Origin of the sequence: Pseudomonas cichorii (genome assembly GCF_018343775.1) — a bacterium.
Taxonomy (GTDB): domain Bacteria; phylum Pseudomonadota; class Gammaproteobacteria; order Pseudomonadales; family Pseudomonadaceae; genus Aquipseudomonas; species Aquipseudomonas cichorii.
In genome coordinates, this window is the sequence record NZ_CP074349.1 from 1,886,060 (window position 1) to 1,908,373 (window position 22,314).

A 22,314-nucleotide genomic window follows, 5' to 3' on the forward strand; every position below is an offset into this window, starting at 1 on the left:
TCCTGCTTCAGACACAGGTTCATGCTTATGCCTTCGGTGTTTTCCATTGCTCAAAGACCTGCCATTCGTCTGGCCCTGAGTTTTATCTCTCCCTATCGTTGGCATGCTCTGGGGGCACTGCTGGCTTTGGTCATTACAGCAGGCCTCATGCTGTTCATGGGGCAGGGCATCAAGATGATCGTGGATCATGGGTTCATGACCGGTTCCGCCGAGCAGCTTGAGCGATCGATCGGTTTTTTCCTGCTGGTGACGGTCGGTCTATCCATTGGCACTTTTACCCGTTTCTACCTGGTGTCGTGGATTGGTGAGCGAGTCGTGGCGGATTTGCGCAATCGCGTGTTCGAGCACCTGATCAATCTGCATCCGGCGTTCTACGAAAATAACCGCAGCTCGGAAATCCAGTCGCGGCTGACGGCCGATACCACCTTGCTGCAATCGGTGGTGGGGTCGTCTCTGTCGATATTCCTGCGCAGTGCGCTGATGGTGATTGGCGGCATCATTCTCTTGTTCATCACCAATCCCAAGCTGACCAGTATCGTGGTGCTGACCTTGCCGCTGGTGATTGTGCCGATCCTGGTATTCGGTCGCCGGGTGCGTCGCCTGTCCCGGGAAACCCAGGATCGTGTGGCCGACGTGGGCAGCTATGTCGCCGAGGCGCTCAGGCAGATCAAGACGGTTCAGGCCTATAACCATCAGGAGCATGACAAGGCGCATTTTTCCCAAACGGTCGAAAAGGCCTTTGGCACCGCCCGCAAATATATTCTGCAGCGATCCTGGCTGATTACCGTGGTGATTTCCCTGGTGCTGGGGGCTGTCGGCGTGATCCTCTGGGTTGGCGGGATGGACGTGATCAAAGGCACCATCACCAGCGGCGAGCTATCCGCCTTTGTGTTCTATGCGCTTCTGGTCGGCACTTCCTTTGGCTCGCTGAGCGAGGTGATCGGCGAATTGCAGCGCGGCGTGGGGGCGGCTGAACGTATCAGCGAACTGCTTCAGGTCCGCAGCGAAATCACACCGCCAGCCAGCGGCCTTCTTGGCCTGCCGGCCAGAGTCAGTGGCCGTCTGGAGCTGGAGAACGTGAGTTTCGCCTACCCGTCCCGACTGGATCACAAGGCAATCGATAACTTGACCCTGAGCATCGCAGCCGGTGAAACCATCGCGCTGGTCGGGCCATCCGGGGCCGGCAAGTCAACGCTGTTCGATCTGCTGCTGCGCTTCTACGACCCTCAGCAGGGGCGTATTCTGATTGAGGGTGTGCCCATCCTGCAGCTTGACCCTCACGATTTGCGTCGCAACTTTGCCCTTGTCTCACAGACGCCTGCCCTGTTCTTTGGCAGCGTTGAAGACAACATTCGCTATGGCAACTCCAGTGCCAGTGCCGAACAGGTCGAGGCTGCTGCACGTATTGCCCATGCCCATGAATTCATCATGCAGATGGCTGACGGTTACCTGACTCACCTGGGTGATGGCGGCCTCGGGTTGTCCGGCGGGCAGAGGCAGCGTCTGGCCATTGCCCGGGCATTGCTGGTCGATGCGCCGATTCTGCTGCTGGACGAAGCCACCAGTGCGCTGGATGCGCAAAGTGAGCATCTTATCCAGCAAGCTCTGCCAAGCCTGATGAAAGGCCGTACCACCCTGGTGATCGCGCACCGACTGGCCACGGTACAGAATGCCGACCGTATTGCGGTGATTGAGCAGGGGCGTCTGGTGGCGGTGGGAACTCATCGGCAACTGATAGCCAGCAATCCGCTGTATGCACGTCTGGCGGCGCTTCAGTTCAATGCTCAGATGGAAGAGCGGGTTTGAGTCTGTGGCAGGCTGCGTGTCTGGCACGCAGCCCTGGCTTCAATCAGCGGTATTCGCACAGGTAAGCAGTGTCCACGCTCACCTTCAGCTGAAACTTGCTGTTGGCCGGTACATTGAACTGGCTGCCGCTGCTGAAGGTTTCCCAGTCAGTGCTGTCCGGCAGCTTGACGATCAGTTCGCCGGAAATCACGTGCATGATTTCACGTTGCGCTGTGCCGAACTCATATTCGCCCGCTGCCATCACGCCAATGGTGGCCTGGCCTTCCGTCTGACTGAACGCGATGGATTTGACTGTGCCGTCGAAGTACTCATTGACCTTGAACATGCGAGATTCCTTGATAAAAGGGCTGAAAAGGGTCGAATAGTATGCCCAAGGTATCCAGCATCGTCACTTGGCAATCCTGATATTCAATTGGGAATAATCAACGGTAACAGTCTGGCAGTATTGCGGGCATCAACCAGTGCCCGATGCTGCTGGCCGCTGAACTGCATGCCTGCCAGTTGCAGTGCACTGTTGAGCCCGGGGGCGCGTTGTAATTGACGGGCCTCGGCGAAGCGCTGTTTGAGGTTTACATAAGGCAGCTCGTTCAGGGCACTTTCCAGTCGATGCTCGCGCCACTGTTCCTCCAGTTGTTTGCGGTCGTAATCTCCCCAACTGGCCCAGCCGACAATGCGTGCCTGATGATGGCTCAACCAGCGCTCGAACTGGGGCCATACATTGCTCAGGGATGCCGCGCTGTCGATATTGCTCTGGCTGATATGGGTCAGTTCCCGACAGAAGTGCGTCAGCAAGGGGCGGCGCGCGGGGCGTACGAAGCGTTCAAAGTGGTCCAGCTCGCGCCCATCCTGATTCACCAGCGTTGCACCGATCTCGATGATTTCCATTTCTGCGACCGGCCATCCGCCTTCTTCGGTGGTAGCCTCCAGGTCGATCACCAGCCAATGCGGCATTATGAAGCTCCCATCCAACAGTTTTAGTGAGTCCAGAGTAGCCATATTCATCTGGCTATGCTCGATAAGGTTTTACTGCGCCGTTGCCGATACATCAATCGACCGTTGAATACTTCAGGGGTGCCTTGTCTTTTGTCGCATTCGCCCTTGGACTTTTCAGGTTATGTGCGACTTATTCCGAATCATGGATTTGGGAGTTGTTTAAACTGCTGAAAGCGCATAGCGTGTGGCGTTTTTGACCGATACCTTTTCATGAAGACGCGCGCAGTAATAACCGATGTGTTGTTGCGTAAGGGAGCGATGCTGATCGTCTCGCTCCTGGTGAGCTGGCAGGTCCAGGCCGCTCAGGTCGTGCAAGTGGCGGCCGTGCATTTTCCGCCCTATATGATTCGCCCTGAAAGAGGCAACGATACCGGGCTTCTGCCCAAGCTCATCGAGGCCTTGAATGCCAGTCAGCGGGACTATGAGTTCGTGGTGGTGCCGACTTCCGTGCAGCGTCGCTTCCGGGACTTTGCCCAGGGCCGTTTCGATATCGCCATTTTTGAAAACCCCGACTGGGGCTGGAAACATGTCGCCTATGACAAGGTGGACATGGGGCTTGAGGATGCCGAAGTCTTTGTGGCGCGCCGGGTCGAAGGGCGTCAGCAGAGTTACTTCGATGATCTTTCGGACAAGCGTCTGGCCCTGTTCAGCGGTTATCACTATGGATTTGCCAACTTCAATGCAGACCAGAAGTATCTGAGTGAAAACTTCAATGCCACTTCGACCTATTCCCATGACAGCAATCTATTGATGGTGATACGCGGGCGTGTGGATATCGCGCCGGTAACGCGCTCCTATCTGGTGGACTTCATGGCACATAACCCTGGCGAGGCCGAACAGTTTCTGGTTTCCGAGCGGGTCGATCAGCTTTATCGGCAATATGCACTGTTGCGGCCGGGCGGCAGCATCAGCGCTACGAAGTTTGATCAGCTGTTACAGCAATTGCGGGATAACGGGGAATTCGCAAGGATCTTCGAGCCCTTGCACATCAAGGTCCTCGCCGTGCCTCCTTACTCGGCTGCATCTGCGGACACTGCAGTGAGCAAGAAGGTCGGAAGGTAGGCAACCGGGATCATCGATCCTTGGCTTCCTTGGCATCCATTTCGGCATTGCGTTCATGAATACGCTTGAGCTGCTCTTCGGTCAGAGGCAGCTTTTGCGCTGTGTCGCGCAGTAACATCAGGCCGCCGACGATGGAGCCAATTGCAACGATCAGAATCAACCAGGCATACCAGGGCATAGCACTCTCCTTGTAGTCATACCGGTTTGAGCAAGAGGCTGCTCAATGGTTCAAGTGTATGCGCTCTGGGAAGGCCGCGTGAAACCATGAGGGTTTACGCGGCCTTTTGTTTTTACGAGCCGGTCAGCATGGCGTCGGCAGGCGCGTTGGCACGCGACCGGGCGGTAAGGCTGAAGTAGATGAAGCCCACGGCCATGAAGCAGAGGAAGATGAAACCGATCAGCGGATTGAACCAGGCCATTGCCAGCAGGCATACCACGGCCAGGGTCAGGGCGATGCCCGGAACGATCGGGTAGCCCGGCGCACGGAAACTGCGCTCCAGCAGGGGTTCAGTCTTGCGCAGCTTGAACAGGCTGAGCATGCTCATGATGTACATCACGATTGCGCCGAAGACCGCCATGGTGATCATGGCCGCGGTCAGGGTCATGCCGCTCAGATTGATCAGGCCGTCACTGTAGATGGCAGCAATGCCGATCAGTCCACCGGCGATGATGGCCCGGTGCGGGGTCTGGAAGCGCGAGAGCTTGGCCAGCGAAGCGGGCAGGTAACCGGCACGCGCCAGGGCAAAGAACTGACGCGAGTAGCCCAGAATGATCCCGTGGAAGCTGGCGACCAGACCGAACAGACCGATCCAGACCAGCATGTGCAGCCAGCCGGAGTTATCGCCGACTACAGCCTTCATGGCCTGTGGCAGCGGGTCGTTGATGTTGGACAGGGTGCGCCAGTCGCCAACGCCGCCTGCAAACAGCATGACGCCGATGGCCAGCACGACCAGCGTCAGAATGCCGCTGACGTAGGCTTTGGGAATGGTCCGTTTCGGGTCCTTGGCTTCTTCGGCGGCCATGGCTGCACCTTCAATGGCCAGGAAGAACCAGATGGCGAATGGAATCGCGGCGAACATACCGGCAATCGCACCCGGGCCGAAGGTGCTGGAACCTGCCCAGCCATGCAGTGCGAAGTTGCTGAAGCTGAAAGCCGGAGCCACAACGCCCATGAATACCAGCAGCTCGGCCACGGCCAGTACACAGACAACCAGCTCGAAGGTTGCTGCCAGTTTCACGCCCAGAATATTGAGGGTCATGAACACGATATAGGCTCCGACCGCCGCATGCTTGGGGTCCAGCCCAGGGTATTGCACGTTCAGGTAGGCACCGATTGCCAGGGCAATGGCCGGGGGCGCAAAGACGAATTCGATCAGCGTCGCCATACCGGCGATCAGGCCGCCTTTCTCACCGAATGCGCGGCGGCTATAGGCAAATGGACCGCCCGCGTGTGGAATGGCGGTGGTCAGCTCGGTGAAGCTGAAGATGAAGCAGGTGTACATCGTTGCGACCATCAAGGCCGTGACCAGAAAACCGAGGGTTCCGGCTACGCCCCAGCCGTAGCTCCAGCCGAAGTATTCGCCTGAAATCACCAGCCCGACCGCGATCCCCCACAGGTGCAGCGTGCCCAGCGTTGGCTTGAGTTGTTGACTCATGTATTTCTCCCTGATGCCTCGAAAATCGTTGAAATATCTTTTTGCTTGCTCTTTTTATGTTTTCGTTTGCAGGCTCCGTGCCAGTGCATGAATCGTCGTCGTATTGCTTCAAATGGGGTCGTTTGCAGAACGGCACGGGTTTCAGGTGCTTTCATGGGGACCGGTTTGGTGCATCCGGCCATGGAGGTGAACACTGCAAGTGCGTATTGGCTTTTTTAAAGTCCGGGTCCCGTCCGCCAGCAGGTTCGGCTACAATGCGCGCCGATTTCGACTTACCTGAGAACACGCTCATGTCCGCCTGCCAGACTCCTGTCATCGTCGCCCTGGATTTTCCAACCCGTGACGCCGCCTTGCGGCTGGCTGACCAGCTCGATCCAAAACTGTGCCGGGTGAAGGTCGGCAAGGAGCTGTTCACCAGTTGTGCTTCGGATATCGTCGAGACCCTGCGTAACAAGGGCTTCGATGTGTTTCTGGACCTCAAATTTCACGACATCCCCAACACCACTGCCATGGCCGTCAAGGCTGCAGCGGAAATGGGCGTCTGGATGGTGAACGTGCATTGCTCCGGCGGTCTGCGCATGATGTCGGCCTGCCGTGAGGTGCTTGATAAGCGCACCGGTCCTCAACCGCTGTTGATCGGCGTGACCGTGCTGACCAGCATGGAACGTGAAGATCTGGCGGGCATCGGTCTGGATATCGACCCACAGGTTCAAGTGCTGCGTCTGGCAGCCCTGGCTGAAAAAGCCGGCATGGACGGCCTGGTGTGTTCGGCTCTGGAGGCCCAGGCGCTGAAGGCCGCTCACCCGTCCCTGCAACTGGTCACTCCTGGCATTCGTCCGGCAGGCAGCGCACAGGACGATCAACGTCGCATCCTGACACCGCGTCAGGCTCTGGACGCCGGTTCCGACTATCTGGTGATCGGCCGTCCGATCAGTCAGGCTGCCGATCCGGCCCAGGCCCTGGCGGCTGTGGTTGCCGAACTGGCGTGATACCGGGTTTCGCGAATGGGCAGATCTGTGCCCATTCGCGATAACGTGCTGTCAGACCTTCAACACCAGCTTGCCGAAGTTCTCGCCACTGAAGAGCTTGAGCAGGGTTTCCGGAAAGGTTTCCAGGCCTTCAACCACATCTTCGCGGCTCTTGAGCTTGCCTTCGGCAATCCAGCCCGCCATTTCCTGACCGGCTTCTGCGAAACGCGAGGCGTAGTCCAGCACCACAAAGCCTTCCATGCGCGCACGGTTGACCAGCAGCGACAGGTAGTTGCTCGGGCCCTTGATCGGTGACGTGTTGTTGTACTGGCTGATTGCGCCACAGATCACGACCCGGGCTCGCGGTGCCAGACGGCTGAGCACGGCATCCAGAATGTCGCCACCCACGTTATCGAAATACACGTCCACGCCTTTGGGGCACTCGCGTTTCAGGCCGGCAAGGACGTCTTCGCTCTTGTAGTCGATAACACCGTCGAAACCCAGTTCCTCGGTCAGCGAACGGCACTTTTCCTGGCCGCCAGCGATGCCGATGACACGGCAACCCTTGAGCTTGGCGATTTGCCCGGCCACGCTGCCCACGGCACCGGCGGCGCCGGAGATCACCACGGTATCGCCGCTTTTCGGTGCGCCGACATCCAGCAGTGCGAAGTAGGCGGTCATGCCGGTCATGCCCAGTGCGGACAGGTAGCGGGGCAGCGGGGCGAGTTTCGGGTCGACCTTGTAGAAGCCTCTGGGCTCGCCGACGAAGTAATCCTGCACACCCAGCGAGCCTTGCACGTAATCGCCTGCCGCGAACTGCGGGTTCTTCGATTCGATCACTTCACCCACGCCCAGAGCGCGCATCACATGGCCCAGCTCAACCGGCGGAATGTAGGATTTGCCCTCGTTCATCCAGCCACGCATGGCCGGGTCGAGTGAGAGGTACTGGTTGCGTACCAGAATCTGTCCGTCTGCCACTTCTGCGACCGGCACTTCCTGATACGTGAAGTTCTCTCTGCCGGGTTGGCCAACAGGTCGTTTGGCGAGCAGAAACTGGCGATTGGAAAGGGTGGTCATGACAGGTCCTCGATTTGAGTGAGAAGGCTGATTGAAGCTGTTGATGCGCTTTCAGGCAAGCAACGGTCACGCAGCGAATGCGGTTCCATCCAGCCGGATGATGCCTCTGGCCAGTCGTTACCAAAGGTGTTTGTGACTTGAGTCACCTGCATCAGTGCTCTACATTGCCGGTTCATTGAAAGTCTGGATTACCGCAATGTCTGCCACGAATCTGCCAACCCTTTATCCCCGCGTGCTGCGTGAAGGCGACGCCGTTGCCCTGGTGTCGCCTGCCGGCCCTGTGGTTGCTTCCAGGGTCGAGGCTGCAGTGCAGGTGCTGGAAGGGTGGGGATTGAAACCGCGGGTTTATCCGCATGCATTGGGCAAGCACTCCTTTTATGCCGGTACTGACGAAGATCGCATTGCAGATCTGAACAGCGCACTGGCCGACCCGCAAATCCGTGCAGTGATCTGCAATCGTGGCGGTTACGGCACCCAGCGCATTCTTGGGCAACTCGATTACGAATCCGTTCGGCGCGACCCGAAACTGGTCACGGGCTTTTCCGACATCACGGCCCTGCACGGCGCGCTGTGGACGCATGTGGGGCTTGCAACCATCCACGGCCCGGTGGCGACACAACTGGAGCGGGGCGGCCTGTTCACCAGCAGCATGCGTCACGTATTGATGAGCACCGAGCCGGTGCTGCTCAAGGCCGACTCCGCCGCTGCGACCGGCAGCGTGCGCACTCGGGGCAGTGCCAAGGGTTTGTTGCTCGGCGGTAATCTGAGCATGCTCAGTACCTGTATCGGTACGCCTTACATGCCCGACCTGACAGGCGCTATCCTGCTGATCGAGGATGTTGGCGAATCAGCCTATCGCGTCGATCGTCTGCTGACTCACCTGGGCAATTGCGGCATTCTGCAGCGTCTGGCGGGCATCGCGGCGGGCGACTTCAGTGTGCCTGCCCATGCCGCAGGTTCGATCAGCCCTGCCCATGTGTTGCAGGAGCGGCTGGGCAATCTGGGGATTCCGGTCCTTGGCGGTTTGCCGGTGGGCCATGGGGACGTCAATCAGGCCGTGTCTCTGGGAACCGAGGCGATTCTCGACGCGGATGCCGGGACCTTGCTGGTATCCGCCGCTGCCCGTTCCTGAAGCACGAATCTCCTTCATTGCATCGTGTTTCCCCCCGCAGATGGAGCATCTGGCCGCCTGTGGCCGTGGCGACCATTCTGAAAGCGACGTCTGCGTAGCTCTTTGCCATTATTGCTGAGCCACAGGCTTGCGCTTGATTCGACCCGTTGCGAATGTGCATGGATATTGAATGGCCTCGTGAGTGGATCATTCAAGGCGAATGATTCGGACGGGGATTGAACGCTATGATCTTGGCCATACAAAGACGCTTCGCCAATCTCGGTATGGCGAAGAAGCTGGGTTTTGGTTTTTCTTTGGTGCTGCTGTTGACGGCGCTGGTGGCAGCCATTGGTGTCTGGTCGCTGAAGAACATCAGTCTGCATTTCGATGGCCTGAAGCAGATGTCCTCCCTCAACAGCGGCTTGCTTCGTGTACGTCTGCTGGAGCAGGAATATGCGCTGCACAGCGACCCCAAGGTCGTCGAGCAGATTCACGCCAGAATCGATGACTTGAACACCCTCGCGCAGTCGCTGCAGGAACAGTCGCCAGCCAGTGCCGCGATGCTGTCTCAGGTTCAGCAGGCGCTGGTTGCCTATCGCACCTCTTTCGATGAGTTCGTCGATATCAGCCAAAGCAAGGACCTGGCGCTGGAAATGGCCAGTTGGTCGGTGTCCAGTGTCTCCAACAACCTTGAGGTGTTGCAGGCGGGTCTTGCCGATGATGGGACCTGGACGCTGAAGGACACCCAGGGCCAGCAAGGTGCCGAGTTCGTCGAGCAGTCCGGCAAGGTCAGTCAGGTATCGAGATTGATGCAGCAAGCCATGGACGAGGCCCGTGTCCGTCTGGACAAGAGTCGCAGGACGGGCTCTGGCGATGCTCCGAAAACCGGGACCATCGAACAGGCCGAGCAGGCCAGGGGGCTGGCCGAAGAGCTCAAGTCCCAGATCAAGGATGAGGGCTACCTGACGGTGTTGGCTGAAGTCGGCACGCACATTGTCAGCTTCACCGAAAAGCTCAATGAGTACACCGGGCTATTGGCCAGAGAAGCGCAGGTTTCCAGTCTGTTGGCGACCAATGCCCGGCAAGTGGTCGAGCTTGTCAACCAGGCGGCTGCTGCCGAGGATCAGTCCGTGCAGGCTCAACTCACGGCCAATACCCTGCAGATTATCGGCTCGTCGGTGGTGGCCTTGCTGGTGGGGTTTATTGTTTCCTGGTTGATTACCCGCTTGATTGTCGGCCCGCTGCGCAGTGTCATAGGCCTGGCGCAACGCATTGCGGCAGGCGATTTGAGCGGCAGTGTGCAGGTTCGGCGGCACGATGAAATCGGTCAGTTGATGCTTGCCATGCAGCAGATGGGCGAGGGCTTGAGCCGTATTGTCAGTGGTTTGCAGTCGGGCATCGAGCAACTGTCGAACTCGGCGCAGTCTTTGTCGAGCGTTACTGAGCAGACCAATCGGGAAGTCGGTTCTCAAAAGGAAGAAACCGAGCAGGTCGCTACCGCAATGAATCAGATGACCGCCACTGTCCATGATGTGGCGCGTAATGCCGAAGAGGCTGCACTGGCCGCGCAAACCGCTGATGAAAAGGTGGGTGGTGGGCAGACGGTGGTGCGTCAGAGCATGCAGCGCATCGAGCAACTGGCTGGTTCATCGCAGTCTGCCAGCCAGAGTATCCAGAACCTGAGCGCCGAGATTCAGAACATCGGCCAGATCTTGAACGTGATCAAAAGCGTTGCCGAACAAACCAACCTGCTGGCGCTCAATGCTGCCATCGAGGCGGCCCGGGCGGGTGAGCAGGGGCGTGGTTTTGCGGTGGTGGCCGATGAGGTCCGTGCCCTTGCCAAGCGTACGCAGCAATCAACCCAAGAGATCGAAAACCTGGTGTTCAGGCTGCAAAGTGGCGCGCAGGCGTCGGTTGAACAGATTCAGAGCAGTGGCGAGCTGGTGAAGCTGGCAGTCAGTGATGTGCTGCAAACCGAAAGCGCGTTGGGTGCTATTGCCGAAGCGGTGTCGATGATTCAGCAGATGAACCAGCAGATCGCTGCGGCCGCCGAACAGCAAAGCTCGGTGGCCGAAGAGATCAACCGCAGTGTGACAAGCATCCGTGCCAGCGCCGATCACTCGGCCCTGGCCATGCAGGACAACGCAGCGTCCAGTCTTGAACTGGCTTCACTGGGCGTGGAGCTGAAGGGGATGGTCGGGCATTTCAGGCTCTGATTTCATGCGCCCTTGCGCACATTGAGGATCAGCAGCGTCAGGACCCCGGCGACGATGCCCCAGAGTGCCGAGCCAATGGAAAACAGGGTCAGCCCTGATGCGGTGACCATGAAGGTGATGAGCGCCGCTTCCCGTTCCCTGGGTTCGTTCATGGCCACGGTCAGGCCGTTGATGAGCGAACCGAACAGCGCCAGTGCGGCAATCGAGAGCACCAGTTCCTTGGGAAAGGCCGCGAACAGTGCGGCCAGCGTCGCGCCGAAGATTCCGGCGACGCCATAGAAAACCCCGCACCAGACCGCTGCCGTATAGCGCTTGCTCTTGTCTTCATGGGCATTGGGGCTGGTGCAGATGGCGGCACTGATTGCCGCGAGGTTGAGCCCGTGGCAGCCAAAAGGTGCGGTCAGCAGCGAGGTGATGCCCGTTGCCGTGATCAGCGGTGAAGAGGGCGTGTGATAGCCATCGGCGCGCAGTACGGCAATGCCCGGCATGTTCTGGGAGGTCATCGCTACCACGAATAACGGAATGCTGATGCTGATGGTCGCTGCCAGTGAGAACGACGGTGTCGTCCAGACTGGCGTGGCCACTTCCAGAGTAACGTCATTGAAATTCAGCAACCCCAACAGGCTGGCGGCTGCGATGCCCACCACCAGTGACGCCAGTACTGAATAGCGCGGCGAGACTCGCTTGATCAGCAGGTAAGTGAAAAACATGGCCAGAACCAGGCTGGTTCGATGCTGGACGGCGATGAAGATGTCGCTGCCGATCTTGAACAGAATCCCGGCCAGCAATGCCGCGGCCAGCGAGGCGGGCAGGCGCTTGACCAGACGCTCGAAGCTGCCGGTCATGCCGCAGATGATCACCAGGATCGAGCAGGTGATGAATGCGCCGATGGCCTCCGGATACCCCACGCCACCCAGTGTGGTAATCAGCAATGCGGCGCCGGGAGTTGACCATGCCACGCTGATGGGCGTGCGATAGCGCAACGACAGGCCGATGCTGCACACCGCCATGCCGATGAACATCGACAAGAGCCAGGACGACATCTGGCCATTGCTGAGGCCTGCGGTCTGCCCGGCCTGGAGCATCAGTACCAGCGAGCTGGTGCAGCCGGTCATCATCGCGATGAAGCCGGCGACCACGGCCGAAGGCGATGAGTCTGCCAATGGGCGCAGTGGTGCCTTGAGGGTCTCGTTCATGCAGGGCTTTCCTTGAGCGGGCAGTTTGTGCGGTGTCGTTATTTTTGTATTCAGCGATCGATTGCGCCGGGCCGGAGCGTTTGCCCCAGCGCCTGGTTGACGGTCAGCCAGCCATCCACTGCCGCCTGACCTGCCTCGGCGAATACCCGTTGCAAGAGCTTCACCTGTTCGTGGCGCAGCGCCTGTTCGAACCTGATCCCTTCTTCAGTGAGCACCAGCAGGCGTTTGCGTTTGTCGGTGTCGGGCGTCGTGCTCTGTACCAGTTCCATGGCAATCAACTGGCGCAGTGGCACATTGAGCGCCTGTTTGCTGACGCCCAGTACCGTGAGCAGTTCTTTCACGCTTTGGTCGGGGTAGCGGGCGATGAAAAACACGATGCGCTGATGAACGCGGCTGAGCCCGCGCCGGGCCAGCATTTCATCGGCTTTGGCAGTAAATGCCTGATAGCCGAAAAAGAAGGCTTCCATGGCGATTTGCTGATTGGCAGGATTTTTAAGGTCAAGCATGTTGACGTATCCGGGCTTGGCGTCGTAATTTGAGTCAACAAGTTTGACGTATTTCCCTTTGACTCGGCTACAGGTAGTTGCCATGGCTTTCTCCGAACGCGTTACCCGCCTGAAAAGTTCATTGATTCGCGAAATCCTGGCTGCGGCACAGCGGCCTGAAGTGATGTCCTTTGCCGGTGGCTTGCCGGCCGAGTGCATGCTGCCAAAAGTGGAGTGGGCCGATATGCCCCTGACACTGGGGCAATACGGCATGAGCGAAGGCGAGCCTGAACTGCGCGAAGCCCTGGCTGCCGAGGCGCGGGCGCTGGGTGTTCCTTGTGAGGCCAGTCAGGTGCTGGTGGTCAGCGGTTCGCAGCAGACTCTGGACCTGGCCGCCAAGCTGTACATCGACAAAGGCACTGAAGTCCTGCTGGAAGCGCCGACCTATCTGGCGGCACTGCAAATCTTCCAGCTGTTCGGCGCCGATTGCCTGACGGTGCCGCTGCAGGCCGAAGGGCCGGACCTGATTGCCCTGCGCCAGCGTCTGGAGCAGCACAAGCCTGCGTTCGCCTACCTGATTCCGACTTTCCAGAATCCCTCGGCAGTGCGTTACAGCGAAGCCAGCCGCGATGCGGTCGCGGCCTTGCTCGATGAGTTCGGCGTGACGCTGATCGAAGACGAGCCCTATCGCGAACTGACTTTCGATGGTGGCAACGCGAAACCCATTGTCGCGCGCCTCAATAAGGCCAGCTGGATCTATACCGGAACCGTTTCCAAGACCTTGTTGCCGGGGTTGCGTGTCGGTTACCTGATTGCCAGCCCGGACCTGTTTCCGCATCTGCTGCGCCTGAAACAGTCGGCCGACCTGCACACCAACCGGATCGGTCAATGGCAGGCCTTGCAGTGGATCGGCACTGAACACTATCGTGAGCATCTGGCCGAGCTGCGCGAGTTCTACCGGCAGCGACGCAACGCATTCGAGGCGGCCTTGCAGGAGCATTTTGCCGATCTGGCCGACTGGAACAGCCCGCAAGGCGGGTTGTTCTTCTGGCTGACACTCAAGCAGAAGCTCGATACCCGCACCTTGCTGGATGCCGCCTTGTCTCAGGACGTGACGTTCATGCCGGGCGAACCGTTCTTCGCGGACCCCGACGTCAATCACGGGTATCTGCGGCTGAACTTCAGTCACATTGATCCGGCGCGTCTGGATGAGGGCCTGAAACGCCTGGCAGCAGTAATCCGCAAGGCCGTCACACGGCAAGCGGCCTGATCGATCCAGTACCGGGAATTGCAGAGGGAGCAGGGCGATGTACAAGGTTTACGGCGATTACAACTCAGGCAACTGCTATAAGGTCAAGCTGATGCTCAGCCTGTTGGGCTGCGAGTATCAATGGGTGCCCGTGGATATTCTCAATGGCGAAACCCAGACCCCGGCGTTCCTGGAAAAGAACCCCAACGGCAAGATTCCGGTGCTGGAGCTCAGTGACGGCACCTGCCTGTGGGAGTCCAATGCGATTCTCAATTTCCTGGCCGATGGCAGTGCCTACCTGCCCGCTGAGCCGCGGCTGCGCACGCAGGTGCTGCAATGGCAGTTCTTCGAGCAGTACAGCCATGAGCCCGCGATTGCCGTGGCACGTTTCATTCAGTTCTATCTGGGGCTGCCTGAAGAGCGTCTGCATGAGTACCGCTCCCTGCAGAAATCCGGCTATCGCGCACTGGCGGTCATGGAGCAGCAGCTCAAGCGCACGCCGTTCCTGGTGGGCGACCATTTCTCCATCGCCGATATCACGCTGTATGCCTACACTCACGTGGCCCATCAGGGCGGTTTCGATCTGACACCGTACCCCGGCATTCAGCAATGGCTGGAGCGAGTCAAGGAGCAGCCCGGTTACGTGGGCATGCTGGATTGACCGGGCAGAAGAGAGGAGAGCGTTCCGTGAAATATTCCATCGCCGCCCTGGCCGCCGTCATGGCGCTGGGGATCGGTTGTTCGGCGCAGGCTCAGGATTGCAATGCCAATCAGACCAGCATGAATCAATGCGCGAGCAAGGATCTGTCCGCGCTCGATACGGAATTGAACCGCCAGTACAAGGCGCAGATGAGCTGGCTGAAAGACTCGGCCAGGAAGCAGGCGCTCAAGGACGCACAAGTCAAATGGATCGCCTTCCGCGACGCCGACTGTCTGTATCGGGTGGGAAAGGCCGAGGATTCCGGTTCGATCTGGCCTTTGCTGCAATCGCAGTGTCTGGCCGAGCATACCCGGGTGCGCGTGAAGGAATTGAAGGCGTATGTGGCGTGTCGCGAAGAAGGCTGCCCGCGCTGAGGCGGGCAGCCAGCAGCTTCAGATGTGACTGAAACGCTGATCCAGGTAGCCGATGATGGCCTTGGATTCATAAAGCCAGGTGGTCGTGTCGCCTTCCTGAATGCGCAGGCAGGGAACCTTGATCCTGCCGCCTTCGTTGAGCAGCGTCTGGCGATCGTTCTCGTTGTTCTTCGCATCCCGCAGGGCGACCGGAACATTGAGGCGGCGCAGGGTGCGGCGGGTCTTCACGCAGAACGGGCAGGCATGGAACTGATACAGGGTCAGATTCCGAGCGGCCTGATCGACGGCTGCCTGAGCCTGAGGCTCGCGTTTCTTCCGGGCCGGGCGGGTCAGGAAATCAGCGACGATGACGAGCTGGCCAAGGCCAACCCTGAGGGCTTTCATAAGCACGGTCAAACCTCTTGCGTGGCAGGCATTCAGGGGGCAAGTCCGCGCCAACAGGTAGCGCGGACGGCTGCACCTTACTTGATAAGGCTGAGGAATTCGCTGCGGGTGGCTGCGTTTTCACGGAACTCGCCCAGCATCACCGAAGTGATCATCGAGGAATTCTGTTTTTCCACGCCGCGCATCATCATGCACATGTGCTGGGCTTCGATGACCACTGCAACGCCCATGGCACCGGTAACTTCCTGGATGGCCGAGGCGATCTGGCGGCTCAGGTTTTCCTGGATCTGCAGGCGGCGAGCGTACATGTCGACGATACGCGCCACTTTCGACAGGCCCAGGACCTTGCCGTTGGGGATGTAGGCTACATGCGCCTTGCCAATGAACGGCAGCAGGTGGTGCTCGCACAGCGAGTACAGTTCGATGTCCCTGACCATGACCATTTCGCTGGCGTCGGAGCTGAACAGCGCGCCGTTGGTCACTTCTTCGAGCGTCTGTTCATAACCGCGACACAGGTACTGCATGGCTTTGGCTGCACGCTTGGGTGTGTCCAGCAGGCCTTCGCGCGAAACATCTTCGCCCAACTGACTCAATATGGCGGTGTAATTCTGTTCCAGTGTCACAGGAGTGTGTTTCCGTGTGGGTTTCGATAACGCGAAGGCACGGCCCTCGCCAAAGTCGCACATAATAACTTACACGTGCGGGCAGGTGTATGGCCGCTGCGCAAATCGGCGCGTGAAGTCTGTTTGTAACGTTTTTCTTACCCTTTGGCTACCCGATTGCTACCCACTTCCCTCGTTGTCTGCGGTCAGAAGCAGCAGTAGTCAATCCCTGCGTTCTGAGAGAGTAAATCCGGATGTTGAGTCGAGTAGCAAAAATAGCGACGGTGATCGTCGTTCTGGCTTCGGTTTCGGGCTGCTGGCCGTTCTGGCCAGGCCCTGGTGGCCACGGTGGTGGAGGCGGCGGGCATCATCAGGGTGGTGGCGGCCCTGGCGGGCCGGGTGGTCCAGGCTTTGGTCCCGGTGGCGGCCCTCGCTGACGATCCGGTTCCGGGCAGTATCTGGACTGCCCGGAACCCTCATTCGTCGCGGCCTTCCATCATGGTGCGTTTGAGCATGACGTAAACCGCGCCAGCGCCACCATGTTTGGCCATGCATGAGCAGAAGCCCAGCACTTGCGGGTGTTGACGCAGCCAGGTGTTGACGTGGCTCTTGATCATCGGGCGCTTGCCATCCAGACGCACAGCCTTGCCGTGAGTGACGCGCACGCAGCGGATTTCCAGCTTCGTGGCTTCGGCAAGAAACTCCCACAGGGTTTCCCTGGCCACTTCCACGCTCATGCCGTGCAGGTCCAGGCTGCCTTCAAAACTGATCTGGCCAAGCTTGAGCTTGCGCATCTGGCCTTCCTGCACGCCATCGCGAGACCAGTTCAATACATCTTCCGGACCGACGTCGATCACGAACTGATCGGACAGCCCGTCGACCGTAACCGAGTCGGTGCGCACTGTAGCTGACTGGCGCAGTCTGGCCAGCAGCTTGCGGTCGGTCTTTGGTTTACCGACATCGGCATGTTCGTGCTTGATGGGCTTGACGCCACGCGTCTCGTTTCTGAACAGGGAAAAATCGTCGTCTTGCATGGGGCCTCCGCGAAGGAGGCTAGTTTAACCCTGCCGCGCAACACGTCAGTCGTGTTTTTTCATCAGGTGTGCAGACATGCTCAATCCTTTTGCCCGGCGTCGACGTCGACGGCAGACTCGCCATAACCAGATGCCCAGATACAGCACCACAAGTCCCAGGCCGGCAATCACTGCCGCCCCCCCGGGTGTTGCATCCAGGTCGCCCAGTGCCTGGGGATGGCCGATCAGGCCGGAGGCACCTGCCATTATCAGCAATACGCCCAGAGTGACCAGCAAGGTGGCAATCGCGGTGCCGAAACGCGTGCGCCAATTGCCCGGGCCTCTGGGGCGCAAGCGACGTGCATCGAAACCGTCGGATATTTTCATGCCGATTTCCTCAGTGGTTATCGGCGCTATGACCCGGATGACGGGGTGTTGTTCCCCGTTGTGGCGAGAGAAGAGAGGTGAAAGGGATGGGCGGTTATGTGAAGTGATTCACACAACCACTCAGGTCGCCTGTTGTTCAGATCAGGTCTTTGGTCAGCGCCAGAGTGGCGAAGTTGTCTGCCATGATTGCCATTTCCGTGCGGTGTACGTCATGGGCGCTGACGTCGCCATTGGGGCCGGGCAGGTTGCGGGTAGCGCAGGCATCGTCCACCAGGGTGCAGCGATAGCCATAATCCTTGGTCGCACGCACGGTGGTGCTGATACTCGAATGGCTCATGAAACCGCAGATGATCAGGTCCAGATGACCCAGGCTCTGCAGCAGTTCATGCAGGCCGGTGCCGTTGAAGGCATTGGGCAGGCGTTTCTCCACCAGGTGTTCGTCGCCTTGAGGGACCAGTTCCGGGACCAGTTGGCCGCGCTCGCCTTGTGGATCGAACAGACCGCCCACGGTGCCGAGGTGACGTACGTGCACGATAGGGCATTTCACGGCGCGGGCTTTTGCCACCAGTTGGCCGATATTGTCCAGGGCTTCATGGATGCCTGTCAGGGCCAGAGGACCGCTGAGGTACTCTTTCTGGGCGTCGATGATAATCAGCGTGGCATTGCTCAGATTGGCCGGTGCATGAACACGGCCGCTGAGTTGAAACATGGTCTTTAAAGATGACATCCAGAGGGCTCCTTCGAGTGGGGCTTTTGCGTCATTGTCCTCTGGCTGAGCGATTCTGTGAATCTCAACAATCGCAGGCCCCGGTTTTGTTGGGCTGCAGGGCATTTTGTCGCGGCGCGGGATGGCGGTTTGCCTTGATGAAGGTCGGCTAATGGGGGAGACTTGCGAGTCTGCCAGATCGTTTTTTCCAGGAGCTTCCATGATCACCTCTCGTTTGCGCACCGTGCGTGACCATATCCGTTGGGCCGTCAGCCGCTTTCACGAGGAAGACGTGTTTTTCGGGCACGGGACCGACAACGCTTGGGACGAAGCGCGGCAACTGGTGCTCGGCGCCTTGCACCTGCCCTGGGAAATTGCCGACAGCTATCTGGATTGCCGCCTCGAAGTCGAGGAAATCTCCGAGTTGCAACGCCTGATCAAGCGCCGCATCGATGATCGCGTTCCGACGCCCTACCTGCTGGGCGAAGCATGGTTCTGCGGCATGTCGTTCATTGTCGACGATCGCGTACTGATTCCACGTTCACCGATTGCCGAATTGATCGAAGACCGTTTCGCGCCCTGGCTGGCCAGTGAGCCTGCCCGCATTCTGGACCTGTGCACTGGCTCTGGCTGCATCGGCATTGCCTGCGCCGACGAGTTCCCGCAAGCCGAAGTGGTATTGGCTGACCTTTCGTTCGAGGCCCTTGAAGTGGCCAACCAGAACATCGAGCGCCACGCCATGGACGATCGCGTCTATACCGTGCAGGGCGATGGTTTCGACGGCCTGCCGGGGCAGCGTTTCGACCTGATCGTGTCCAACCCGCCGTATGTCGATGCCGAAGATTTTGCCGACATGCCCCATGAATACCAGCACGAGCCTGAGCTTGCCCTGGCCTGCGGCAACGACGGTCTGAATCTGGTGCGCCGCATGCTGAGCGAGGCCGCCGATCACCTGACCGAAAAAGGGTTGTTGATTGTCGAGGTGGGCAACAGCCAAGTGCATGTCCAGGCGCTGTATCCGGAAGTGGATTTCGCCTGGCTGGACTTCCAGCGCGGTGGGCATGGGGTGTTCATGCTGACTGCCGAACAGTGCCGCGAACATCAGGCACTGTTTGCTTCAAAGGTCTGAAGCGGCATGAGCGGGGCTTCATGCCCCGCTTTCACAACTTAACGATGTGTCGCAATCCAGATCAGCAGTCCCGCCTGAAACACAGCAAAAGTCACCAGGCAAGCGATGGTAAAGCGCAGGCTGCTGTCTTCGCGCTTGTACTTGTTGACCCGGTCTTCATGGGCACGAATCACGACTTCCTGCTCGGTCAGATTCTTCTCGGCCTTTTCCAGCATCTGCGATGCTTCGAGGATTTCGATGATCTGCACCTTGTCATTGTTCCAGGTGCTGTGCAGGTTGCCGACGTGAACGTCCTTGATGCTGCCTTTCATATGCTGCGCATCGGCATAGATAACTTCAAAACCCAGGGTGCGCAGAAAGTGATCGCGGCGCAGGCGGGTGTCTTCGTTCAGGCCGTCCTTGCTTGCCAGCGCGACGCCTTCGATCTTGTAGGATGACCACTTCTTTTGTGCCCAGTGAACCGCATGGGCAATCAGGAAGCGTCCAAGACCGCGGTTCCAGGGCTCTATCTGCAACCCCGACTCCGGGCCGAAGCGCACCATATGTTTCTGGTGATCGACCCAGATATCCAGGTTGTTCTGTTCCTTGCGTACCCGCTGCCCCGGCAACTGGATATTGATGCGCAGCAGGCTCAGTTCCTTGCTGTGGCGTTCGGCACGGCCGAACTGCACGAAACGCAGCGGCCGTCCGCCGGTTGCACGGTCGGTCGGCAACGGCGAAAGGCGAAGCATCTGGAAGCTTTCGGGCACCACGTCTTCCCAGGGCTGGGGCGGCAGCGCTTCGGCTTCGGGTTTTTCAGGGGCTTCGGCTTTTTCGGTCACGGTATTTGTATCAGTCATTCACGATGATCCTGTCCATGGCCTTGTGCAGCAAACACAATGCCAGCACACCCCTATCGGCAGGTTTTCCCAAGTCTGAAGGGGCGGGTGGTTTTGTTGACGTCAAATCTTTCGTTCAATCTGCGGGTAACGCACCGATAAAGCGCAGGATGTGCGCCGAAAGCTCGCTCGACAGTGGCAGGGTCGGGTTTCTGTAGGATTGCAGTTGTTTTTCCAGATCGTCGGGGACGATGCGCAATACGTGATTCATGCCGTCGATCAGTGCCAGTTCTGCATCGGGCCGGGCTTTTTTCAGGATCAGGGCATCACCGACGCTGACCTGGATATCGTTGCGTCCCTGAATGATCAGCGCTGGCATTTGCAGCTTGCCGAACGCGGCAGCCGGGTCCTGACGGAACAGCGATATCAGATAGGGCTGCACACTGGGCCTGAATACGACTTCCAGATCTTCTGGCACCTTGTCGTCGGTCTTGCCTGCCTTCAGTTCATCAAGCAACTGATTGCTGCGTTGCAAAAGCGCTGGCGGCAAGCGCTCGCGAAACTGTTCACGCAGCACCTGATCCACCGGACGACCCGTGCCAGCGACGGAAATCACCGCACGCGCACCTGCCTTTTCAGCCGCCAGCGACGCAACCAGCGCGCCTTCGCTATGGCCCAGCAGAATCAAGGAGCCAAGACGCGGGTTGGCCTTGAGCTTTTGCGCCCAGGACTGGACATCGGCGACATAGCCTTCGACGCTCAGGTCGCGTTCATTCGGGGTTGCAGCCTTGCTGGCCGCGACGCCGCGCTTGTCATAGCGCACGCTGGCAATATTGTTCTTGGCCAGGATTATGGCCAGACGCTTCATGCTGTCGTTGCGTCCGCCTTCGGGGTTATTGCCGTCACGATCGGTCGGGCCGGAGCCGGCAATGATCAACACCACGGGCACGGGTTTTGTGGATTGTGGTAGCAGAAGGGTGCCGAACAGTTTTCCATTGTTCGTGTCGACACTGATCGGGCGTTGCACGACGGTGGGGGATGCTGCGTTGGCCACGCCTGCCAGCATGCACAGTGCCAGGGCCAGCATGCGCAGGGCGTTCAGGGCTCGAATCGGGGGAGTGCCAGGTAGCATCGTAAGGCCATCATTGGTTCAGGTTTCGCTTTGACGCGCGCCGTTGCATAAGGTTCGAGGATGAACTGCGCGTTCAGCCTGCGTATACTGGCGTGCTTGATTGATTCGATCTGGTTTTTTGGCTGATTTCTCGGAGCGCCCGCATGTCCGGCAATACTTTCGGCAAGCTGTTCACTGTCACCACCGCCGGCGAAAGCCATGGCCCGGCGTTGGTCGCTATCGTCGACGGCTGCCCGCCGGGGTTCGAGCTGTCCCTGGAAGACTTGCAGCGTGATCTGGATCGTCGCAAGCCCGGTACCAGTCGTCACACGACCCAGCGCCAGGAAGCCGATGAGGTGGAAATCCTCTCTGGTGTGTTCGAGGGCAAGACCACCGGCGCGTCCATCGGCCTGCTGATCCGCAATACCGACCAGAAGTCCAAGGATTACTCGGCGATCAAGGACCTTTTTCGTCCGGCCCATGCCGACTACACCTACCACCACAAGTACGGCATCCGCGACTATCGCGGCGGCGGTCGCAGTTCGGCGCGTGAAACCGCCATGCGTGTGGCAGCCGGCGCAATCGCCAAGAAGTACCTGGCGACCCAGGGCATCGTCATTCGTGGCTACATGAGCCAGCTTGGCCCGATCCAGATTCCGTTCAAGACCTGGGATTCGGTCGAGCAGAACGCCTTTTTCTGCCCGGACCCGGACAAGGTGCCTGAACTGGAAGCCTACATGGACCAGTTGCGTCGCGACCAGGATTCGGTAGGCGCAAAGATCACCGTGGTGGCCGAAGGCGTGAAACCGGGTCTGGGCGAGCCGATCTTCGACCGTCTGGACGCCGAACTGGCCCATGCGCTGATGAGCATCAACGCCGTCAAAGGCGTGGAAATCGGCGCAGGTTTTGACTGTGTGGCCCAGCGCGGCACCGAGCATCGCGACGAACTGACGCCGGAAGGCTTCCTGTCCAATCAGGCGGGCGGCATTCTGGGTGGCATTTCTTCCGGCCAGCCGATCATTGCGCATCTGGCGCTCAAGCCGACCTCCAGCATTACTACGCCGGGTCGCTCCATCGATGTCGATGGCAATCCGGTTGAGCTCATCACCAAGGGTCGTCATGACCCTTGCGTGGGCATTCGCGCCACGCCTATTGCCGAAGCGATGATGGCCATCGTGCTGCTGGATCACCTGTTGCGTCATCGCGGGCAAAACGCTGACGTAAACGTCGATACGCCTGTATTGGGCCAGCTGTAATGAGCGGTGCCACTGC

At 59.0% G+C, this 22,314-nt stretch carries 25 protein-coding genes and 1 pseudogene; 12 read left to right on the plus strand and 14 right to left on the minus strand.

The features are described from left to right. Positions 1-27 precede the first annotated feature (27 nt). The gene (locus KGD89_RS08390; protein ID WP_025259342.1) at positions 28-1,806 is read left to right on the plus strand and encodes an ABC transporter transmembrane domain-containing protein; all 1,779 of its coding nucleotides are present in this window, start codon (positions 28-30) and stop codon (positions 1,804-1,806) included. Between the two features lie 43 nt (positions 1,807-1,849). On the opposite strand, the gene ppnP is transcribed toward KGD89_RS08390, so the two are convergent. Together ppnP and KGD89_RS08400 are read right to left on the minus strand one after the other, a co-directional pair. Then, positions 1,850-2,131, minus strand: coding sequence for a pyrimidine/purine nucleoside phosphorylase (ppnP, locus tag KGD89_RS08395; RefSeq protein ID WP_025259343.1), 282 nt, complete (start codon positions 2,129-2,131; stop codon positions 1,850-1,852). Between the two features lie 83 nt (positions 2,132-2,214). Further along, the gene (locus tag KGD89_RS08400) at positions 2,215-2,757 is read right to left on the minus strand and encodes an exonuclease domain-containing protein (protein WP_025259344.1); all 543 of its coding nucleotides are present in this window, start codon (positions 2,755-2,757) and stop codon (positions 2,215-2,217) included. Positions 2,758-3,057: 300 nt separating this feature from the next. Between KGD89_RS08400 and KGD89_RS08405 the strand changes: the two genes are divergently transcribed. Then, a complete protein-coding gene (locus tag KGD89_RS08405) occupies positions 3,058-3,861 on the plus strand; it encodes a substrate-binding periplasmic protein (protein ID WP_371856593.1) in 804 nt (267 codons plus the stop codon). A 10-nt stretch (positions 3,862-3,871) separates the two neighbouring features. Here the strand turns inward: KGD89_RS08405 and KGD89_RS08410 are convergent, their stop codons facing one another. Together KGD89_RS08410 and eat are read right to left on the minus strand one after the other, a co-directional pair. Beyond that, complete coding sequence (locus KGD89_RS08410) at positions 3,872-4,039, minus strand: DUF2897 family protein (protein ID WP_038399776.1); 168 nt, start codon at positions 4,037-4,039, stop codon at positions 3,872-3,874. 112 nt (positions 4,040-4,151) lie between these two features. Beyond that, positions 4,152-5,516 (minus strand): ethanolamine permease, encoded by a 1,365-nt coding sequence (eat, locus tag KGD89_RS08415; RefSeq protein WP_025259346.1) that lies wholly within the window; start codon positions 5,514-5,516, stop codon positions 4,152-4,154. 290 nt (positions 5,517-5,806) lie between these two features. On the opposite strand from eat, the gene pyrF reads away from it, so the two are divergent. Further along, on the plus strand, positions 5,807-6,505 hold the full coding sequence (gene pyrF, locus KGD89_RS08420) for an orotidine-5'-phosphate decarboxylase (protein ID WP_025259347.1): 699 nt from the start codon (positions 5,807-5,809) through the stop codon (positions 6,503-6,505). A 51-nt stretch (positions 6,506-6,556) separates the two neighbouring features. Here the strand turns inward: pyrF and KGD89_RS08425 are convergent, their stop codons facing one another. Next, positions 6,557-7,561, minus strand: a complete 1,005-nt coding sequence (locus tag KGD89_RS08425; protein WP_025259348.1) for an NADP-dependent oxidoreductase — start codon at positions 7,559-7,561, stop codon at positions 6,557-6,559. 196 nt (positions 7,562-7,757) lie between these two features. Here KGD89_RS08425 and KGD89_RS08430 point away from each other — a divergent pair, with 196 nt between their 5' ends. From KGD89_RS08430 to KGD89_RS26360, 3 genes and pseudogenes are all read left to right on the plus strand, one after another. Then, entirely contained in the window at positions 7,758-8,693 is a 936-nt protein-coding gene (locus tag KGD89_RS08430) for a S66 peptidase family protein (protein WP_038399777.1), read from the plus strand. A gap of 800 nt (positions 8,694-9,493) precedes the next feature. Beyond that, positions 9,494-9,982: pseudogene (locus tag KGD89_RS26355) on the plus strand (methyl-accepting chemotaxis protein); the annotation flags it as partial. 201 nt (positions 9,983-10,183) lie between these two features. Beyond that, a complete protein-coding gene (locus tag KGD89_RS26360; RefSeq protein WP_404940691.1) occupies positions 10,184-10,888 on the plus strand; it encodes a methyl-accepting chemotaxis protein in 705 nt (234 codons plus the stop codon). 2 nt (positions 10,889-10,890) lie between these two features. Here KGD89_RS26360 and KGD89_RS08440 read toward each other — a convergent pair whose 3' ends face one another. After that, on the minus strand, positions 10,891-12,084 hold the full coding sequence (locus KGD89_RS08440) for a benzoate/H(+) symporter BenE family transporter (protein ID WP_025259351.1): 1,194 nt from the start codon (positions 12,082-12,084) through the stop codon (positions 10,891-10,893). 50 nt (positions 12,085-12,134) lie between these two features. Continuing rightward, positions 12,135-12,590 (minus strand): MarR family winged helix-turn-helix transcriptional regulator, encoded by a 456-nt coding sequence (locus tag KGD89_RS08445; RefSeq protein WP_025259352.1) that lies wholly within the window; start codon positions 12,588-12,590, stop codon positions 12,135-12,137. 82 nt (positions 12,591-12,672) lie between these two features. On the opposite strand from KGD89_RS08445, the gene KGD89_RS08450 reads away from it, so the two are divergent. The 3 genes from KGD89_RS08450 to KGD89_RS08460 are packed head-to-tail and all read left to right on the plus strand — an operon-like array spanning position 12,673 to position 14,892. Continuing rightward, entirely contained in the window at positions 12,673-13,839 is a 1,167-nt protein-coding gene (locus tag KGD89_RS08450) for an aminotransferase-like domain-containing protein (protein WP_025259353.1), read from the plus strand. Between the two features lie 37 nt (positions 13,840-13,876). Then, on the plus strand, positions 13,877-14,479 hold the full coding sequence (locus tag KGD89_RS08455; RefSeq protein ID WP_025259354.1) for a glutathione S-transferase family protein: 603 nt from the start codon (positions 13,877-13,879) through the stop codon (positions 14,477-14,479). 59 nt (positions 14,480-14,538) lie between these two features. Then, entirely contained in the window at positions 14,539-14,892 is a 354-nt protein-coding gene (locus KGD89_RS08460; RefSeq protein WP_371874959.1) for a lysozyme inhibitor LprI family protein, read from the plus strand. A gap of 18 nt (positions 14,893-14,910) precedes the next feature. Here KGD89_RS08460 and KGD89_RS08465 read toward each other — a convergent pair whose 3' ends face one another. After that, a complete protein-coding gene (locus tag KGD89_RS08465; protein WP_025259356.1) occupies positions 14,911-15,282 on the minus strand; it encodes a glutaredoxin in 372 nt (123 codons plus the stop codon). A gap of 71 nt (positions 15,283-15,353) precedes the next feature. After that, entirely contained in the window at positions 15,354-15,899 is a 546-nt protein-coding gene (gene folE / locus KGD89_RS08470; RefSeq protein WP_025259357.1) for a GTP cyclohydrolase I FolE, read from the minus strand. Between the two features lie 233 nt (positions 15,900-16,132). Here folE and KGD89_RS08475 point away from each other — a divergent pair, with 233 nt between their 5' ends. Continuing rightward, complete coding sequence (locus KGD89_RS08475) at positions 16,133-16,315, plus strand: hypothetical protein (protein WP_074568923.1); 183 nt, start codon at positions 16,133-16,135, stop codon at positions 16,313-16,315. A gap of 39 nt (positions 16,316-16,354) precedes the next feature. Here KGD89_RS08475 and KGD89_RS08480 read toward each other — a convergent pair whose 3' ends face one another. From KGD89_RS08480 to KGD89_RS08490, 3 genes are all read right to left on the minus strand, one after another. After that, positions 16,355-16,912, minus strand: coding sequence for a Smr/MutS family protein (locus KGD89_RS08480; protein ID WP_025259358.1), 558 nt, complete (start codon positions 16,910-16,912; stop codon positions 16,355-16,357). Positions 16,913-16,957: 45 nt separating this feature from the next. Next, positions 16,958-17,278: a hypothetical protein gene (locus tag KGD89_RS08485; RefSeq protein WP_025259359.1), complete on the minus strand. Its 321-nt coding sequence runs from the start codon at positions 17,276-17,278 to the stop codon at positions 16,958-16,960. Between the two features lie 136 nt (positions 17,279-17,414). Beyond that, a complete protein-coding gene (locus tag KGD89_RS08490; protein ID WP_025259360.1) occupies positions 17,415-18,005 on the minus strand; it encodes a cysteine hydrolase family protein in 591 nt (196 codons plus the stop codon). A gap of 199 nt (positions 18,006-18,204) precedes the next feature. Between KGD89_RS08490 and prmB the strand changes: the two genes are divergently transcribed. Beyond that, positions 18,205-19,113, plus strand: coding sequence for a 50S ribosomal protein L3 N(5)-glutamine methyltransferase (gene prmB / locus KGD89_RS08495; protein WP_025259361.1), 909 nt, complete (start codon positions 18,205-18,207; stop codon positions 19,111-19,113). 38 nt (positions 19,114-19,151) lie between these two features. Here prmB and KGD89_RS08500 read toward each other — a convergent pair whose 3' ends face one another. Continuing rightward, the gene (locus KGD89_RS08500) at positions 19,152-19,952 is read right to left on the minus strand and encodes a hypothetical protein (protein ID WP_025259362.1); all 801 of its coding nucleotides are present in this window, start codon (positions 19,950-19,952) and stop codon (positions 19,152-19,154) included. 115 nt (positions 19,953-20,067) lie between these two features. Further along, positions 20,068-21,063, minus strand: coding sequence for an alpha/beta hydrolase (locus KGD89_RS08505; protein ID WP_038399778.1), 996 nt, complete (start codon positions 21,061-21,063; stop codon positions 20,068-20,070). Positions 21,064-21,206: 143 nt separating this feature from the next. On the opposite strand from KGD89_RS08505, the gene aroC reads away from it, so the two are divergent. After that, positions 21,207-22,298, plus strand: coding sequence for a chorismate synthase (gene aroC / locus KGD89_RS08510; protein WP_025259363.1), 1,092 nt, complete (start codon positions 21,207-21,209; stop codon positions 22,296-22,298). Positions 22,299-22,314 lie beyond the last annotated feature (16 nt).